The 15,289-nt window shown below is 63.6% G+C and carries 15 protein-coding genes; 7 read left to right on the top strand and 8 right to left on the bottom strand.

Annotated elements, in window-relative coordinates; all coding sequences use genetic code 11:
• Positions 1-54: 54 nt before the first annotated feature.
• From HWX91_RS08480 to HWX91_RS08460, 5 genes are all read left to right on the top strand, one after another.
• The gene (locus HWX91_RS08480; protein WP_028194705.1) at positions 55-1,353 is read left to right on the top strand and encodes an NAD(P)/FAD-dependent oxidoreductase; all 1,299 of its coding nucleotides are present in this window, start codon (positions 55-57) and stop codon (positions 1,351-1,353) included.
• 24 nt (positions 1,354-1,377) lie between these two features.
• On the top strand, positions 1,378-1,935 hold the full coding sequence (locus HWX91_RS08475) for a helix-turn-helix domain-containing protein (RefSeq protein WP_028194704.1): 558 nt from the start codon (positions 1,378-1,380) through the stop codon (positions 1,933-1,935).
• A 203-nt stretch (positions 1,936-2,138) separates the two neighbouring features.
• On the top strand, positions 2,139-3,485 hold the full coding sequence (locus HWX91_RS08470) for a glutamine synthetase family protein (protein WP_028194703.1): 1,347 nt from the start codon (positions 2,139-2,141) through the stop codon (positions 3,483-3,485).
• Between the two features lie 164 nt (positions 3,486-3,649).
• Positions 3,650-3,844 carry a DUF1653 domain-containing protein gene (locus HWX91_RS08465; RefSeq protein ID WP_028194702.1) on the top strand — a complete coding sequence of 65 codons (195 nt, stop codon included), beginning with the start codon at positions 3,650-3,652 and terminating at the stop codon, positions 3,842-3,844.
• 83 nt (positions 3,845-3,927) lie between these two features.
• A complete protein-coding gene (locus HWX91_RS08460) occupies positions 3,928-4,122 on the top strand; it encodes a YqaE/Pmp3 family membrane protein (protein WP_028194701.1) in 195 nt (64 codons plus the stop codon).
• 14 nt (positions 4,123-4,136) lie between these two features.
• On the opposite strand, the gene HWX91_RS08455 is transcribed toward HWX91_RS08460, so the two are convergent.
• Entirely contained in the window at positions 4,137-4,451 is a 315-nt protein-coding gene (locus tag HWX91_RS08455) for a 2Fe-2S iron-sulfur cluster-binding protein (protein ID WP_028194700.1), read from the bottom strand.
• 88 nt (positions 4,452-4,539) lie between these two features.
• Positions 4,540-6,549 (bottom strand): sigma-54-dependent Fis family transcriptional regulator, encoded by a 2,010-nt coding sequence (locus tag HWX91_RS08450; protein ID WP_028194699.1) that lies wholly within the window; start codon positions 6,547-6,549, stop codon positions 4,540-4,542.
• A 426-nt stretch (positions 6,550-6,975) separates the two neighbouring features.
• Between HWX91_RS08450 and HWX91_RS08445 the strand changes: the two genes are divergently transcribed.
• Positions 6,976-7,266 (top strand): DUF1488 family protein, encoded by a 291-nt coding sequence (locus HWX91_RS08445; RefSeq protein ID WP_028194698.1) that lies wholly within the window; start codon positions 6,976-6,978, stop codon positions 7,264-7,266.
• A 28-nt stretch (positions 7,267-7,294) separates the two neighbouring features.
• On the opposite strand, the gene HWX91_RS08440 is transcribed toward HWX91_RS08445, so the two are convergent.
• From HWX91_RS08440 to HWX91_RS08415, 6 genes are all read right to left on the bottom strand, one after another.
• Complete coding sequence (locus HWX91_RS08440) at positions 7,295-7,825, bottom strand: cytochrome b (RefSeq protein ID WP_028194697.1); 531 nt, start codon at positions 7,823-7,825, stop codon at positions 7,295-7,297.
• A gap of 259 nt (positions 7,826-8,084) precedes the next feature.
• Positions 8,085-9,386 carry an NCS2 family permease gene (locus HWX91_RS08435; protein WP_028194696.1) on the bottom strand — a complete coding sequence of 434 codons (1,302 nt, stop codon included), beginning with the start codon at positions 9,384-9,386 and terminating at the stop codon, positions 8,085-8,087.
• A 491-nt stretch (positions 9,387-9,877) separates the two neighbouring features.
• Complete coding sequence (locus tag HWX91_RS08430) at positions 9,878-10,135, bottom strand: DUF4148 domain-containing protein (protein ID WP_028194695.1); 258 nt, start codon at positions 10,133-10,135, stop codon at positions 9,878-9,880.
• A 140-nt stretch (positions 10,136-10,275) separates the two neighbouring features.
• Positions 10,276-11,049, bottom strand: coding sequence for a slipin family protein (locus tag HWX91_RS08425; RefSeq protein WP_028194694.1), 774 nt, complete (start codon positions 11,047-11,049; stop codon positions 10,276-10,278).
• The gene (locus HWX91_RS08420; protein ID WP_028194693.1) at positions 11,046-12,716 is read right to left on the bottom strand and encodes an NfeD family protein; all 1,671 of its coding nucleotides are present in this window, start codon (positions 12,714-12,716) and stop codon (positions 11,046-11,048) included. The genes HWX91_RS08425 and HWX91_RS08420 overlap by 4 nt, the downstream gene beginning before the upstream one ends.
• 81 nt (positions 12,717-12,797) lie before the next feature.
• Positions 12,798-13,844 carry an AraC family transcriptional regulator gene (locus tag HWX91_RS08415; RefSeq protein WP_028194692.1) on the bottom strand — a complete coding sequence of 349 codons (1,047 nt, stop codon included), beginning with the start codon at positions 13,842-13,844 and terminating at the stop codon, positions 12,798-12,800.
• Between the two features lie 258 nt (positions 13,845-14,102).
• Between HWX91_RS08415 and HWX91_RS08410 the strand changes: the two genes are divergently transcribed.
• The gene (locus HWX91_RS08410; RefSeq protein ID WP_028194691.1) at positions 14,103-15,236 is read left to right on the top strand and encodes an acyl-CoA dehydrogenase family protein; all 1,134 of its coding nucleotides are present in this window, start codon (positions 14,103-14,105) and stop codon (positions 15,234-15,236) included.
• Positions 15,237-15,289 lie beyond the last annotated feature (53 nt).

The raw sequence follows: 15,289 nt of genomic DNA, 5'->3' as shown, positions 1-15,289 counted from the left end.
TAACTGCTATTTTTTCATGAAATTATTTGGCTAATTTTTCACGGGGCAGCGCAGATGTTCCATCAGTCCGCCGAGCACGTCGCGAGCTACTACGCGCGCACTTATCCTGGCCCGATTCCGCTGCGTCCGGCTCTTGAAGGGCGCCTGGACTGCGACGTGCTGATCGTCGGCGCAGGTTTCAGCGGCTTGCACACGGCGCTACGCCTCGCGCTGGCGGGCAAGCGTGTGATCTTGCTGGAGGCGAGCCGGGTGGCGTGGGCGGCTTCCGGGCGCAATGGCGGTCAGGCGCTGCTCGGCTGGTCATGCGATATGCCGCCGCTGGAAGCGGCACTGGGGCTGGAGCGTACCCGGCGGCTATGGGACAGCATGTGCTGGGCCGCCGCAGAAATACGGGCGTTGCCGCAGCGGCATGGCTTCGATGCGGACTATCGCGCCGGCAGTCTGTGGGCGGCGGTGCTGCCGCGCCGCGTTGCGCTGCTGCAGCAGGCGCAGCGGGAGGCCGAGGAGAAATGGGGCTACGACCGGATGCGCTTCATTCCTCGCGAGGAGATGCCGGCGTGGATTGCGAGCGAGCGCTACCAGGCGGCGCTCTACGATCCCGAGGCGGGCCACCTGAACCCGCTAAAGCTGGCCCAGGGTCTGGCGGCGGCGATCGAGCAGGCCGGTGGACGTATCTTTGAGCAGAGCCGCGTGCTGGATTACGGCGAGACGCCGGGCGGGCTCGGCGGCTATGTAGCGCGCACCGACAAGGGCGCGGTGCGTGCCGACGTACTGGTCCTCGCCTGCAACGCGTATATCGACCGCCTCGACCGGCAACTGGCGAGGCGCATGTTGCCGGTCGGCACTTACCAGGTGGCCACGGCGCCGTTACAAGCGGAGGTGGCCCGTTCGCTGCTGCCGCGCAACAGTTGCGTGATCGACAACCAGTTCGTTCCCGATTACTTTCGCCTCAGTCCTGACAACCGTCTGTTATTCGGTGGCGGCTGCACGTACGCGGGCGGCATTCCCAAGGATATTGCCGCGGCCACCCGGCCTTACCTCGAACGGGCGTTCCCGCAATTGCGTGGGGTGGAGCTGGAGTTTGCCTGGGGCGGACATATCGATATCAGCATGAAACGCACACCCGATATCGGCCGGCAAGGCGAGCGCTACTGGTTGCAAGGCTATTCGGGGCACGGCGTGCTTCCCACGCTCGCCGCGGCCCGGGCCGTCGCCGACGCGATCCTCGGCGACGATGATCTGCTGGATCTGTATCGGTCCATCGAGAATCCGCCGTTTCCCGGCGGCGCGTTGCTGGCGGCGCCGCTGGAGGTCATGGGTAAGACCTGGTACCGTCTGCGCGACAGAGTCTGAGAGAGCCTGAAGAGGGGATGGAAGGTGAACAAGCAGGAAGAAATCGAAGGTCTTGCGATACTGATTCGCGACCTGCGCAAGCATAAGAAAGTGACGTTGGGCGCATTGGCGGAAAAGATCGGCCGCTCAGTGGGTTTTCTCTCGCAAATCGAGCGTGGTCTTTCGCGTCCGACCGTTGGCGATCTGACCGCCATTGGTGAAGCGCTTGGCGTGCCTACCACGTATTTCTATAACCTGAGCAAGCCGCGAGCGCTGCCTTGGGTGACCCGACCCGATGAACGCCGCACCCTCTATTACGCCGAGGGCGTGACCGACGTGCTGGTGTCGCCGAACATGTCGGCGGGCTTTTCGATGCTGGAAAGCCACCTGGCGCCCGGCGCCAGCAGCGGCGACAAACCGTTGAACGACAGCGACGAGCAAGGTGGCTTCGTCCTCGAGGGCGAGTTGACCATCTGGCTGGACGACGAGGCGCAGCCCGTAACCCTGGGTCCTAACGACGGCTTCCAGGTGCCGGCGCACGCCCGGTTCCGCTACGCCAACCTCTCCGATCAACCGACACGGGTGCTTTGGGTGTTCACCTAGCATTGCGGCGGCCCGCTCGATCAAGCATCGGAGCTGATGCGGAACAAAAATATGGATTGCTAATTACTGACATCGTCAATGAACGTGATAAGCGACCACGGTGAATTTAACATCCCATCATGGCACTGACTTGCCGGCCCCGATCCATCGCAACTTTGCACTGAATCTCAACCCTCGCGCTTGCGCGTGAGAAGGACAACACCATGACGTCCCCCAGCGCTGATCTGCTTAGCGAAGTGAGAGCCTTCCGCGCGGCCTATCCCGAGGTGCGCTACGTCGACCTCATTTGCCTCGACATCCCCGGGCACTTTTACGGCAAGCGGTACCCCGTGGAGATGCTCGAGAAGGTCGCGGGAGGCAGTCTGCTGAAACTGCCGCAGAACTGCATTCTGCTGGGTGCGCAGGGCGGCCTGTACCCGATTGGCGACTATTGCTTTAACGACGGCGACCCGGATGCGGTGCGCCGCCTGATTGCCGGCACCCTCAAACCCGTGCGATGGGAAAGTCAGCTGTTGGGCCAGATGTTGATCAGCTCGGACGGCACCGCGGCGCCCATCGTGTTCGAACCGCGCGAGGTCCTCGCGCGCGTGCTGAAACGCTTCGAGCGGCGCGGCATCCGCCCGGTCGTGGCCTTCGAACTGGAGTTTTACCTGTTCGACGCCCGGCTCGCCGACGGTCTGCCGCAGTTCCCGCGCGATCCATTCTGTGACGACAGGGACGACCAGCCGAACATGCATATCGAGCGTCTGTCGCGCTTCTCCGGGGTGCTCGATGAAATGGTCGAAGTCACACGCGAGCAGGGCGTGGAAGCTACTGTAATCACGGCTGAACTGGGACCGGGGCAGTTCGAGATCAACTTTGCCCACAACGACGATGGCCTGCGCGCCGCAGACTGGGCCGCCCTGTTCTGCCGCAGCACGCGCGGCGTGGCGATGAAACATGGCTACCGCGCCAGTTTCATGAGCAAGCCTTATTTGCAGGCGCCGGGCAGCGGCATGCACGTGCACGTGAGTCTCTACGATGAGGCCGGCAACAACCTGCTGGCGGCGGACGGCCAGCGCCCATTACGCCACGCTGTGGCCGGGTGTCTCGCGCTGTTGCCGCATTGCATGCCGGTCTTTGCCGCCAATCACAACGCGTTTCGCCGCTACGGCTGGAAGGCGAATGCCGCGAGCCGGGGCAGTTGGGGTTTTGAAGACCGCGACGCCTGTATTCGCATTCCCGAATCGGACGATCGCAACCTGCGCATCGAACATCGTGTGGCGGGCGCCGATGCGAACCCGTACCTCGTGCTGGCCGCGATACTCACCAGCATGGAGCACGGCCTTGACACCGGCCGCGAGCCCATCGCGCCGCTCAATGAAGACCGAGCGAGCGGGATCGACTTCCCGAAGGACATGCTCACCGCGGTCGCGGCAATGCAGGATCATCCGGTGGTGCGCGCGGGGATGGGCGAGGAGTTCGTCATGGTCTACTGCGAGAACAAACGGCAGGACCACCTGGATTTTATGAACGAGGTGAGCGCGCGGGAATACCGCTGGTTCCTTTGAGCGCGCATCGAGACTGTAGATCGCTTGCCGCGCGAGTCTCAACGCGTGATTTTTCACGTCCCGACACGGGTTTAAAATAACGGCCGCAACAAGACCGCGTGCTCTGTTTCGGAGGGCGCCGGGTCGTCTACATACATTCCGTCGACCGGAACAGGAGCAGTTGGATGGTGCGTTATCGGCATTACAAAGGCGGCATTTACGAACTGATTTGCGAGGCCACGCTGGAGTCCGACCCAACGGTCACGATGATCGTGTACAAAGCCAGCAATGGTACGATCTGGACGCGTCCGGCTTCGGTATTTTTCGAGCTGGTCGAAATCGACGGCGCCAAGGTTCCGCGTTTCGCGCCGATCAACTAGACGGACTTGCTCAGGCGATCGCAAGCGCGATATTTGCCAAAGAGCGTGCGCCGCCGCCAGGTCATTACAAACAGGAAATCTGAATGCGTTTATTGCTTGCCATCATTCTGCCGTGGTTTCAGTTCTTCACGATTGGCCGGCCGTTTGCCGGCATCATCTGCCTGATCTTGCAGATCACGCTGATCGGCTGGATTCCGGCCGCGATCTGGTCGGTGTATGCGTTGAGCCAGTACAACACCGACAAGAAAATCGCCCGCGCAATGGGCAACGGCCGTTGAGGCCGGCTGCGAGCTTATTCGCCGCGCGCCTGTAACTCGACCGCATCCGGCACTTCGAGCACCACGTCGGTTTCCGCAATCGCCACGCACGGCAGGACGTAGCCTTCTGCTTTTTCTTCCCGGCTGAGGCCGGGCCACTCGATCGTGTAGCGCACGCGTCCTGCCGTCATTTTGCAAATGCAGGTGCGGCACGTGCCATTACGGCACGAGCGCGGCAGGCGGAGATTCGCAAAGCCAGCGGCTTCGAGGATCGTGAGCGAATCGGGCGCTTCGAAGCTTTGGCCGAGCGGCTCGACGCGAACGAGAGGCGGACGGGTGGAGTCGGACATCGTGTGAGCGGGTGACAGATTGCGCCACACTTTACACGCTACGCGCTTGCAGCACGCTGCCGGGCGTCCATGATCCGGCGGCGCCGGGTCAATGCGTCGTGTTCCCGCGCCGCAGATACCGATACACCGTATTTCGCGCCAGTCCCAACTCGCGCGCGGCAGCCGACACATTGCCGTCCAGCCGCTCGAGCGTTTGCGCGATCAAGGTGGCCTGCCAGTCTTCCATCCGGGCGGGTGATGCATGCACGGGTGCGGCCTGTCGTTCACGCCCATCACCCCCGTTAGCATTGCCTGAGTGGGTCGAGTGTGCCTCCAACGGCTGGGCGGCGAGGTCGGCCATCGAATCCCTGCAATCCTGCAGAAAATCCTCCGGCAAATCTTCCAGTTCGATCTGCTCCGCGCCTTCGGCCATGATGCTTGCGGTGCGCAGCACGTTAGCCAGTTGCCGCAGATTGCCGGGCCAGCGGCATTGCGCAAACCGTTCCAGAACCTCATCGGATACACGCCGCGGCAAACGCTCGCCATCCGCCTGCAAGGCCAGCATGCGCTCGACGAGCACGGCCAGATCGCTGCGCTCGCTCAGCGCCGGCAGCGTGACGACGAGGCCGTTGATCCGGTAATACAGGTCTTCGCGGAAGGTGCCGGCTTCAATCATCTCGCGCAGATTGCGGTGGGTTGCGCAGACGATGCGCAGATCGACCGGAATCGCCCGCGTGCCACCGAGCGGCACGACGGTGCGCTCCTGCAGGACACGCATCAGGCGCACTTGCTGGGCGAGCGGCATATCGCCGATTTCATCGAGAAAAAGCGTGCCGCCGTCGGCCTGCACGATCTTGCCGACGCTGCCGCGTTTCTTTGCGCCAGTGAACGCACCGTCCTCATAGCCGAACAATTCTGCTTCGATCAACGTATCGGGCAAGGATGCGCAATTCAACGCAACGAACGGCGCGGAGCGCCGCGGCGAATCGTGATGGATCGCGCGGGCGAGCCATTCCTTGCCGGTGCCGGTTTTGCCGAGCACGAGAATCGGAATGTCGCGGCCACGCAGCTTGGCGACTCGTCGCAGGATGGCGGAGACGTGTGGGTCGCCGGTATCGAGCGTTTCGAGTGTCGCGGGCGGTGTGGGTGGCGTTGCTTCGCACGGACGACCCGTCGCGCGCGCGCCATTGGACGCGGACGCACGCGCCGCGTCAGGCAGGGCTTCCGCCGAAGCCACATAGCGTGGCGCGGCAAATTCACCGCGTGCGACCACCCGCACGCCGCTTGGCAAGGTCAACTCGACGCTTTCGCCGGGCGCGCGCGCGATCTGTTGCAGCAGCCGGGCGAACGCGGTACCGAACAGCGCATCGAAGCGCTGTCTTTGCAGCTCGGCGAGTGGCTGGCCGAATTGAAACAGCGCGCTGCGATTCGCGGACAGGAACACGCCGTCTGGGGCAAAGGCGGCTAGTCCTTCGTACAGCGTACCGATGAATTCGGCGCGTGCGTGAAAGTGGACACGAATCGCGTCGGCGAACTGATTGGAGAACAGGTGATTTTCGATCATCTGCGCCGACATCCGCACGAGCGCCAGCGTGTGCTTGTGGAAGCCGCGCGTGTCGCCGCTGACATCGAGCGCGCCGATGGTGCGCCCGAACGGATCGGCGATCGGCGCGCATGAACAGGTCAGGATCCGGTTCGCGTGCAGGAAATGCTCGCCGGCGTGCACGACGGTTGGCTGCCCATCGACGAGCGCGGTGCCGATCGCGTTCGTGCCGCGATCCGCTTCGGCCCATGACACGCCCGGGCACAGCGCGACGCGATTGGCTTTTTCGATGAAGTCGCTGTCGCCGAGACTGTGGAGAATCACGCCGTGATTGTCGGTAAGCAGCACCATGCTTTGCGTGTCGACAATCTGCGCGTGCAAGGTCTCCATGACGGGAAGCGCGTGCGTATAGAGCGACTGATTGCGCTCGACCAGCTCACGCAGCGCGACGCGGCGCAGCGGCTGAAAGTCCGGCGTTTCCGACGCCCGCAAGCCGACTTCGAGCGAGCGGGCGTGAGCCTGCGCGATGACATCTGGACGACCGACGGCGGCCGGCGTGGCAGGACGATGAGTCAAAGCATGTCTCCGGTTATCGGACCCGGCAGGTGCGTTGCCCGCCATTGCGTTGCGCAGTGCAGCATACGGGGTGGATGCGTGCTTGCGGCTGAACACCGATATTACAGGACGAAACGGGAGCGGAGCGAAAGCCCCCGCAGCAGGAAAAACCAGTTCACGCGATGGGGGCGGTGCCTCAAAACAGCACGTCAGGCACCAAAATCAAGCAAACAAAAAGGAAAACTTGCGCAGCGCCCGAACTCGTCTACAGTGAATCCAATCACCTCCGCGAGGCGCGAAGTACGGCGCGCTCGCAACCGCGAGGTGACGGACCCGCACTACCGGCATCCGACCAGGGGGAAAAGCGCTGCAAGTGCGACCAGACTCAACCAGCGTGCGCAGTACCGACCGATTCATGCGCAGCACCCAACCTTTCAGGTGAATCCCATGCAGATCCTCTTCCCGAACGAAACCCCTGAATATTCAGGTCGCGAACTTACCTTGGCGTTTCCGGCAATGGTCGATGGGCAAAGGGTGGAATGCATGATCACGGCCGAGGCACTGGAAGACCACTTTGGCGCCGCCTCGCCGCGTCTGGAAGACATGGTCGGCGCATTCGACGCGCACCGGGCCCGGATCGAAGCAGCGACGAGACGTCTGCTGTCGGAAACACGGGCGCAATGTCTGGTGCTGAGAAGCGGTTACGTGCGCTTCTATGAAGCGAACTGGCGCAACTGAGCGCGTGCGCCAAAGACCCGGCGCCGGCTTAAACCATTCGCCGCAGCGTCTGGTCCTTGAACACGACATAGTGTGCAATCGCCGCCAGCGCGTGTAATCCGATCACCCAATAGAACGCGTTGCCGAGCCACACATGCGCGGTCTTGAGCAATGGCTTGGCGACCGGATCCGCGCCGATCAGCGTGTAGTTGACGTTGATCCAGGCGAGCGTGACCGGATGCCCACCGGCATTGATCATCAGGATGCCGAGCAGCGGCTGCGCGAAGATAAAAGCATATAGGGCGAGATGCGCGGCGCGCGCCAGAAACGCGAGCAGCCGGTTGCCGGTGAGTTCCGTGGGTGCGCCGGCCCAAAGCCGCCACAGCAGGCGCAGAACCGCCAACGCCAGCACCAGGGTGCCGGCCCACAGGTGCACGCTGCTCCACAAAGCCCGGCTGTCCGACCCTTTTGGCCCACGAATTTCGATTGCCAGATAGGCGAGCGCGACCAGCAGAAAAATCGCCCAATGAAAGAAGATCGCGGGCGTCGTATAACGGTCCGAGGCGCGGTGGTAGGACATGCAGGGAACTCCTGTGACCAGATCGTTGGTTTTTATCAATCATCGGATGATAAAGGGTGCCAGAGCTGAACGGACGCCTTCAGGGAAACGATTATTGATCCAGACCGAACCGTGGCCAAACACCGTGGCGCTATCGCCGTGCTCTCAGCCGGGAGCGGCATGGCATCGCATTGCGCATTGAGCGCTGCCCTGCCATGCCGCGTCTTGTTTTGTTTTGTCCCGAACCGGTTCCCGGCTTGCGTGCCAGAAGCCGTCGTGTTTATTCGCTGCCGAGGTAGAAATAGCGGAACAGGAAAATCGCCGCGATGATCCACACCACCAGCTTCACTTTGCGTGCTTGCCCGGTCAGCAGTTTCAGGCCGGCATACGAGATGAAACCGAACGCGACACCATTGGCGATCGAATAGGTGAACGGCATCAGTAGCGCGGTGAGCGCGGCCGGCACGACTTCGGTGGCGTCGTCCCACGGCAAGTCGAGCATTTCGCGCAGCATCAGGCACGACACGTACAGCAGGGCCGGCGCCGTCGCGTAGCCGGGCACCACGGCCGCGAGCGGTGCGAAAAACAGCGCCGCGAGGAACAGCACGGCGACGGTGATCGCCGTCACACCGGTGCGGCCGCCGGCCTGTACGCCCGACGCGCTTTCGATATACGCGGTGGTCGACGACGTGCCCAGCATCGAGCCGGCCAGAATCGCCGTGCTGTCGGCGAGCAGGGCGCGGTTCAGCCGGAACATCTTGCCTTCCACCAGCAGTCCGGCACGATTGGCCACGCCCATCAGGGTGCCGGTCGCATCAAACAGTTCGACGAGGAAGAACACCAGGATCACGTTCAGCACGCCGGTGGAGAGCGCGCCGCGAATGTCGAGCTGGAACAGTGTCGGCGAAATGGACGGCGGCGCGGAGACGATGCCGTGGAACTGGTTGCCGCCGAAGAAAAAGCTCAACACCGTCACGCCGACAATGCCGATCAGGATCGCGCCGCGCACCCGCAGAAAGTCGAGTGTGACGATCGCGAAGAAGCCGATCACCGCGAGGATCACATGCGGGTTGTGCAGATCGCCGAGCGTGACGAGGGTGGCCGGATTGCCGACCACCACGCCCGCCGTTTTCAGCGAAATGATCGCGAGAAACAGGCCGATACCGCCGGTGATGGCAATCCGTATCGAATGTGGAATGCCGTTGACGATCACTTCGCGCACGCGAAACAGCGTGACGATCAGGAACAGGCAGCCGGAGATGAACACCGCGCCGAGCGCGGCTTGCCAGGTGAAACCCATGCCTTTCACGACCGTGTACGCGAAGTACGCGTTCAGGCCCATGCCGGGCGCGAGCGCGATGGGGTAGTTCGCGTAGAGGCCCATGATCAGCGAGGCCAGCGCGGCGACGATGCAGGTCGCGACGAAAACGGCGTCCTTCGGCATGCCGGCGTCGCCGAGAATCGCCGGGTTGACGAAGATGATGTAGGCCATCGTCAGGAAGGTTGTCAGCCCTGCGAGCACTTCAGTGCGCAGGTCCGTGCCGGCGGCGTCGAAGCCAAAGTATCGTTTTATGGAGTCCATGTGGCGGGTCTCTCGTTGTTCAAAAAGCGTTTCTTGTGGTTGATACGGGCTATGCGCAGCAGATGAGCAGGCCACGCGCATGGCGACCGCACCGTCCGACACGGGTCTGATCGCTGATGCGCCACGCAGCCAGGCCTACCGGCGGATTGTAGTCATGATTGGCGGCGCCGCCCAGATTGCGTGACGGCAGGCTGCGCTGAAGGGGCGTGATGATACCTTGTCGGCGCGCGGAGTGGCGCGGCGCGAGGTGGCAAACAGGCTTGCGGCGTTGCGGCGGGGAGGGAGGGTTTTGCGAGGCGGGCGACGGCAGAGGCATGCCTTACATACGCGCCAGGCGCGCCAGATGCGCCAGATGCGCCAGATGCGCCAGATGCGCCAGATGCGCCAGATGCGTCATCTGCGCAGCGGTAAGGAACACCGCGCCGGCATCGCCCGCAACCGTTGCAGTCGCGGGCGGCCGGCTTGCCGTTTGAAGGCTGGGGTGAGACCGGTTACTGGGTCATGCTTGCGCCTTGCCGCTGCGCGCGACGCGCGGCGACAATGCGGCCGGCGCGCTGCGCGTTGTCCGGATAGTCGATCCAGTCGAGCGGATCGTAACCGGCGGCGCGCCAGTCGGCCAGATCGGCTTTCACCTGGGCACGCGTGAGCGGCGCCGCCGGGTCGTAAGGCCGTGAAGTTTGCGCAAACGCGGTGCTCATGCCAACGGCGGCCAACAGCGCGCCGAGTCCAACTAAAGAAACGATTTTCATGATTGGCTCCTATGGAGCGGTTAAAAACGACTCCCGTATTTTAATTTTTCGTAAGCATTTCGATTAAGCCGGTTGAACGTAATGCACCGTTTCATCCGGCGCTCCAAAGCGGCCCCGATTGAGGCCGCGTGCCGCTCGTCTCAGGGAGGCGAAGGCTTGCTGAAGCGGTCCAGCACCGCGCTCAGCAGATCGATCGGCAGTGGAAAGACGATCGTCGAATTCTTGTCGGCGGCAATCGTCGTAAGGGTTTGCAGATAACGCAACTGCATGGCCTGCGGTTGCCGCGAAAGCGTCTGCGCCGCCTCCAGCAGATGCTGCGAGGCCTGCAGTTCGCCTTCCGCATGAATCACCTTGGCGCGGCGTTCGCGTTCCGCTTCGGCCTGACGCGCAATCGCGCGGATCATCGTTTCGTTGATGTCCACATGTTTGATCTCGACGATCGATACCTTGATACCCCACGCATCGGTCTGGGCATCGAGTACCTTCTGGATGTCGGCGTTCAATTGCTCGCGCGCCGCCAGCAAATCGTCGAGTTCGTGCTTGCCGAGCACCGCGCGCAGCGTAGTCTGCGATAACTGGCTGGTCGCCTCGAAATAGCGCGCGACCTGAATCACCGCCTTCTCCGGATCGACGACGCGGAAATACACCACCGCATTGACCTTCACCGACACGTTGTCACGCGTGATGACGTCTTGCGGCGGCACGTCGAACACGACGGTACGCAAATCCATCCGCACCGCCTGCTGCACGATCGGGACGATCAGCACGAGCCCCGGCCCTTTGACCTTCCAGAAGCGTCCGAGCATGAACACCACGCCGCGTTCGTACTCGCGAAAAATCCGTATCGACGATGCAATCAGTACCGCCACCAGCAGAATCAGAATGCTGCTGAAGCCAAATGTGAAACCGATCATGTGTGTTCTCCTTGTTGTTGTACTTCCGCGGGCACCACGGTCAGCGTCAGTCCGCGCCGTGCCGTGACGCGCACCGCTTGACCGACTGCGACCGGGGCCGTGCTGGACACCCGCCAGCGCTCACCTTGCACCTGCGCCCAGCCGGCCAGCGTGCCGCCCGCGGTGGCGTTGGTCGTGGCGATTCCCGCTGCATTCGCGCTTGCGCTTGCGACTGCGCTTGCGTCTGCGTTTGCGGTTACGTCTTCAGTTACGCCCCCAGGCAGCGGACCCGCGTCGAGCATGACGCCGAGGCTGCCGATCAGCCCTTCGGAGCCGGTCACCACGGGCCGGCGTCGTGCCCGCAACGCGAGCCTCGACACACCGAACACAAACGCGACGCTGAACACGAGCACCGCCGCGATCAGCGGCAGCGGAATGCCGTAGCCGGGCACGTCGGTATCGATCAGCATCAGCGCACCGATCACGAACGCGATCACCCCGCCGAAGCCGAGCGAGCCGAAGGTCGGCAGAAACGCCTCGCCGATCAGGAAGGCAATGCCGAGAAAGATCAGGCCGAGCCCGACGTAGTTGATCGGCAGCATCTGCATCGCGAACAGCCCCATCAGCAGACTGATGGCGCCGACCACGCCCGGCAGCAAAAAGCCCGGATTGGCGAACTCGAAGAACAGGCCGTACATGCCGATCATCAGCAGCATCAGCGCGACATTCGGATCGGTGATGACCGCAAGGAACTGGCTGCGCCAGTCGGCTTCGAGCGTGACGACCGGCGCGTTGGCAGTGTTCAGCCTGACGTCGCCGCGGCTCGTGCTGATCGTGCGGCCGTTCACCTGGCGTAGCAGGTCCGCAATGTCGCGCGCATTCAGATCGACCACGTGCTGCGCGAGCGCCTCGCCGGCCGACAGGCTGACGGCCTCGCGCACGGCGCGTTCGGCCCAGACGGCGTTGCGGCCGCGCAACTGGGCGAGGCCGCGGATATAGGCGGCCGCGTCGTGGACCTGTTTGCGCAACTCGGTGGATGGCGTGTCGAGGGGCAGGGCGGCACTGGCCGGCGTGGCTGCGCTGGCGGCGTTCGCCGGGCCGGCTGACGCAGCGGCGCCGGGTTCGCTTTTGGGTGCGCCGCCGCCGGGCAGACCAGGCATACCGCCGCCCGCCGGCGGTTCTGCCCCGCCGATGCCCATCTGGATCGGCGTCGCCGCGCCGAGGTTGGTGCCCGGCGCCATCGCGGCAATATGGCTGGCGTAGACGATATAGGTGCCCGCGCTCGCGGCGCGCGCGCCACTCGGGGCGATGAAGGTGGCGACAGGCACTGGCGAAGCGAGAATCGCCTTGATGATCTGCCGCATCGACGTATCCAGCCCGCCGGGGGTATCCAGTTGCAGTACGGCGAGTTGCGCGCGCTGGTCGGCGGCGCGCTGCAGGCTGCGCACAATGAAGTCGGCACTGGCCGGACTGATTGCGCCATTCACTGGAATCACGACCACGCTATCAGGCGCGATGCTGGCCTGGGCAGCCGAGGCCGGCGGTGCGTTTTCGCACAACGCGAAGCCGAGCGCCAACAGGACGCCGAACGCGGTCATGCCGCGCATCAACCGGCCCGCGACGCCGCCACGGATAAGCGCGGCGCGCGGACCAGACTGCCGGAACGGGAGACGTGGATACGTGCTCATCGCTGACGGCTGCCGCGCCATGCCGACGGGTATCGACGGCGCGGGCCGCTACCTCAGGAAGGCTGGCCTGCTCCTTACAGCTTAGTCCGATTCCGTGCGGCGCGTGAAATCCGCATGCGCCGGCCGGTAGTCGCCTGGCCGCATGCCGGTCCACTTGCGAAACGCGCGATGAAACGCGCTCGGTTCGGCAAAACCCACGGCGGTCGCGATGTCGGCAATCGTGCGTCCGCTGTCCTGCAACTCGCCGATTGCGATGTCGCGCCGCAAGTCGTCCTTGATCGACTGATACGTATAGCCTTCCTGCTTCAGATGTCGCCGCATCGTCGCTTCGGCGACATTCAGGCGCAGCGCCATCTGGTCGGCGGCGGGCCAGCTGGCCATCGGCAGTGCGCGCAGCATTTTGCGCACCCGCGCGGTAAGCGAGCCGGGATTTCGGTATTTGACGATGAAGCTGCCGGGCGCATCGCGCAGAAAGGGCTTCGCCGATTTGCTGGTCTGGATCACCGGGAGGTCGAGAAACGCCGTCGAGAGGTCGACGTACGACTCGGCCTGATCGAACGCCATGTCGTCGCAGAACATCAGACGGTACTCGTGCGCGGCAGGCGGCTCGGCGCAGCGAAAACGCGCCTCGATCAGCGGAATGCGGCGTCCGACCAGCCAGCACAACAGGCCGTAGACGAGGATGAAGTAGGTCGCGTAAGCGAACATGGCGGGCGGCTTCGCGCCTTCGCGTTCGACATAGCGCAGCCGCACGCGCTGCGCGTCCGTCTCGATCCGTGCGCCAAGGTCGTCCAGCACGAGCTGCATGAAGCCGACCGCCCGCTTGAGCGCCTGCGCGCCGTTACGTGCGCTCAACGCCATCTGCGTCATCGCGATGAAACTGCCGCTCTTCATGCGGTGCGAATCCTGACCGAAGAATTCGTCGTCCAGCGCGCGGGCGATGCCGGCCCATAACGCGCCGTACTGCGCCGCCGAAACCCGGCTTTTCGGCGACGCCAGCATGGTGGCCGCAATGCCGGCCGCTTCGGCGAGCGGCAGCGCATCGAAACCGCGCGCCCGTGCCAACGCCAGAGCCTCTTCGACCAGGCTGACGGAAATCGTGCCTCTGTCATTCTTGAAGTTCTTCATGTTTCTCGTGGCTGTCTGGCAAACGCGCTCAACATTTTCCTTGGAACGAAGCGCCGATCCCCCGAAAAGTCGGCCTGCTCCGGCCTTTCATGATACAGGCATGGCAAATGCGCTCAAACAGAATGATCGGGCTGAGCATCGAACCTGTCCAGCGGCTTGCCTACACTTGAACTGAATCGACCGCGGGACGCATTGCCCGGAGACACCCGGCGAGCCAGCCTCGCCGCCGCGACTCGATGCATATAACAGGATTGAGCCATGGATAGCTTCTATACCGAAGAGCAGCGGATGATCCGCGACGCCGCGCGCGACTTCGCCACTGAGCGCCTCGCGCCGCACGCCGCCCAATGGGATCGGGATGCGTTGCTGCCGGCAGACGTGGTCGCACAAATGGGCGAGCTGGGTTTCCTCGGCATGATCGTGCCGTCCGAGTGGGGCGGCTCCTATACCGACTACGTGGCTTACGCGCTCGCGATCGAAGAGATCGCCGCGGGCTGCGCCTCCTGCGCCACGCTGATGAGCGTGCACAACTCGGTCGGCTGCGGGCCGATCCTGAACTTCGGCACCGACGCGCAAAAGAACCGCTATCTGAAGGACCTGGCCACCGGGCGCACCATCGGCGCGTTCTGCCTGACCGAGCCGCAAGCCGGCTCCGAGGCGAACAATCTGCGCACCCGTGCCGTGCTCAGCGACGGCAAATGGGTGCTCAATGGCAACAAGCAGTTCGTGACCAACGGCTCGCGCGCCAATGTGGCGATCGTGTTTGCCGTCACCGATCCTGAGCGCGGCAAGCGCGGCCTGTCGGCCTTCATCGTGCCGACCGATACGCCGGGCTTCAACGTCGGCAAACCCGAACACAAGCTAGGGATTCGCGCCTCGGACACCTGTCCCATCTCGCTTGAGGATTGCGCGGTTCCCGAGGCCAATCTGCTCGGCGAACCGGGCGAAGGTTTGCGCATCGCGTTGTCGAATCTCGAGGGCGGCCGTATCGGTATCGCGGCGCAGGCGGTCGGCATCGCGCGTGCCGCGTTCGATGCCGCGCGCCGCTATGCGAGCGAACGTGTCCAGTTCGGCAAGGCGCTAAAGGACCACCAGACTATCGCCAGCATGCTCGCCGACATGACCACGCGCCTGAACGCCGCGCGTCTGCTCGTGCACCATGCGGCGCGGCTGCGCACGGAAGGTTTGCCGTGTTTGTCGGAGGCCTCGCAGGCCAAGCTGTTCGCGTCGGAAATCGCCGAGGATGTGTGCTCGAAGGCGATCCAGATTCATGGCGGCTATGGCTATCTCGAGGACTACGCCGTGGAACGCCACTATCGCGACGCCCGCATCACGCAGATTTACGAAGGAACCAGTGAAGTGCAGCGGATGGTCATTGCGCGCCAGGTTTAAACGCGAAGCGAACGGCGTTTGAGCGCAAAATAGTCTGGAAGCAGGGCAAAAAG

This window comes from Paraburkholderia fungorum (assembly GCF_902833645.1).
Classification (GTDB): Bacteria; Pseudomonadota; Gammaproteobacteria; order Burkholderiales; family Burkholderiaceae; genus Paraburkholderia; species Paraburkholderia fungorum.
Note: the sequence above shows the minus strand (reverse complement) of the source record. Positions and strands in the feature narration are given on the sequence as shown.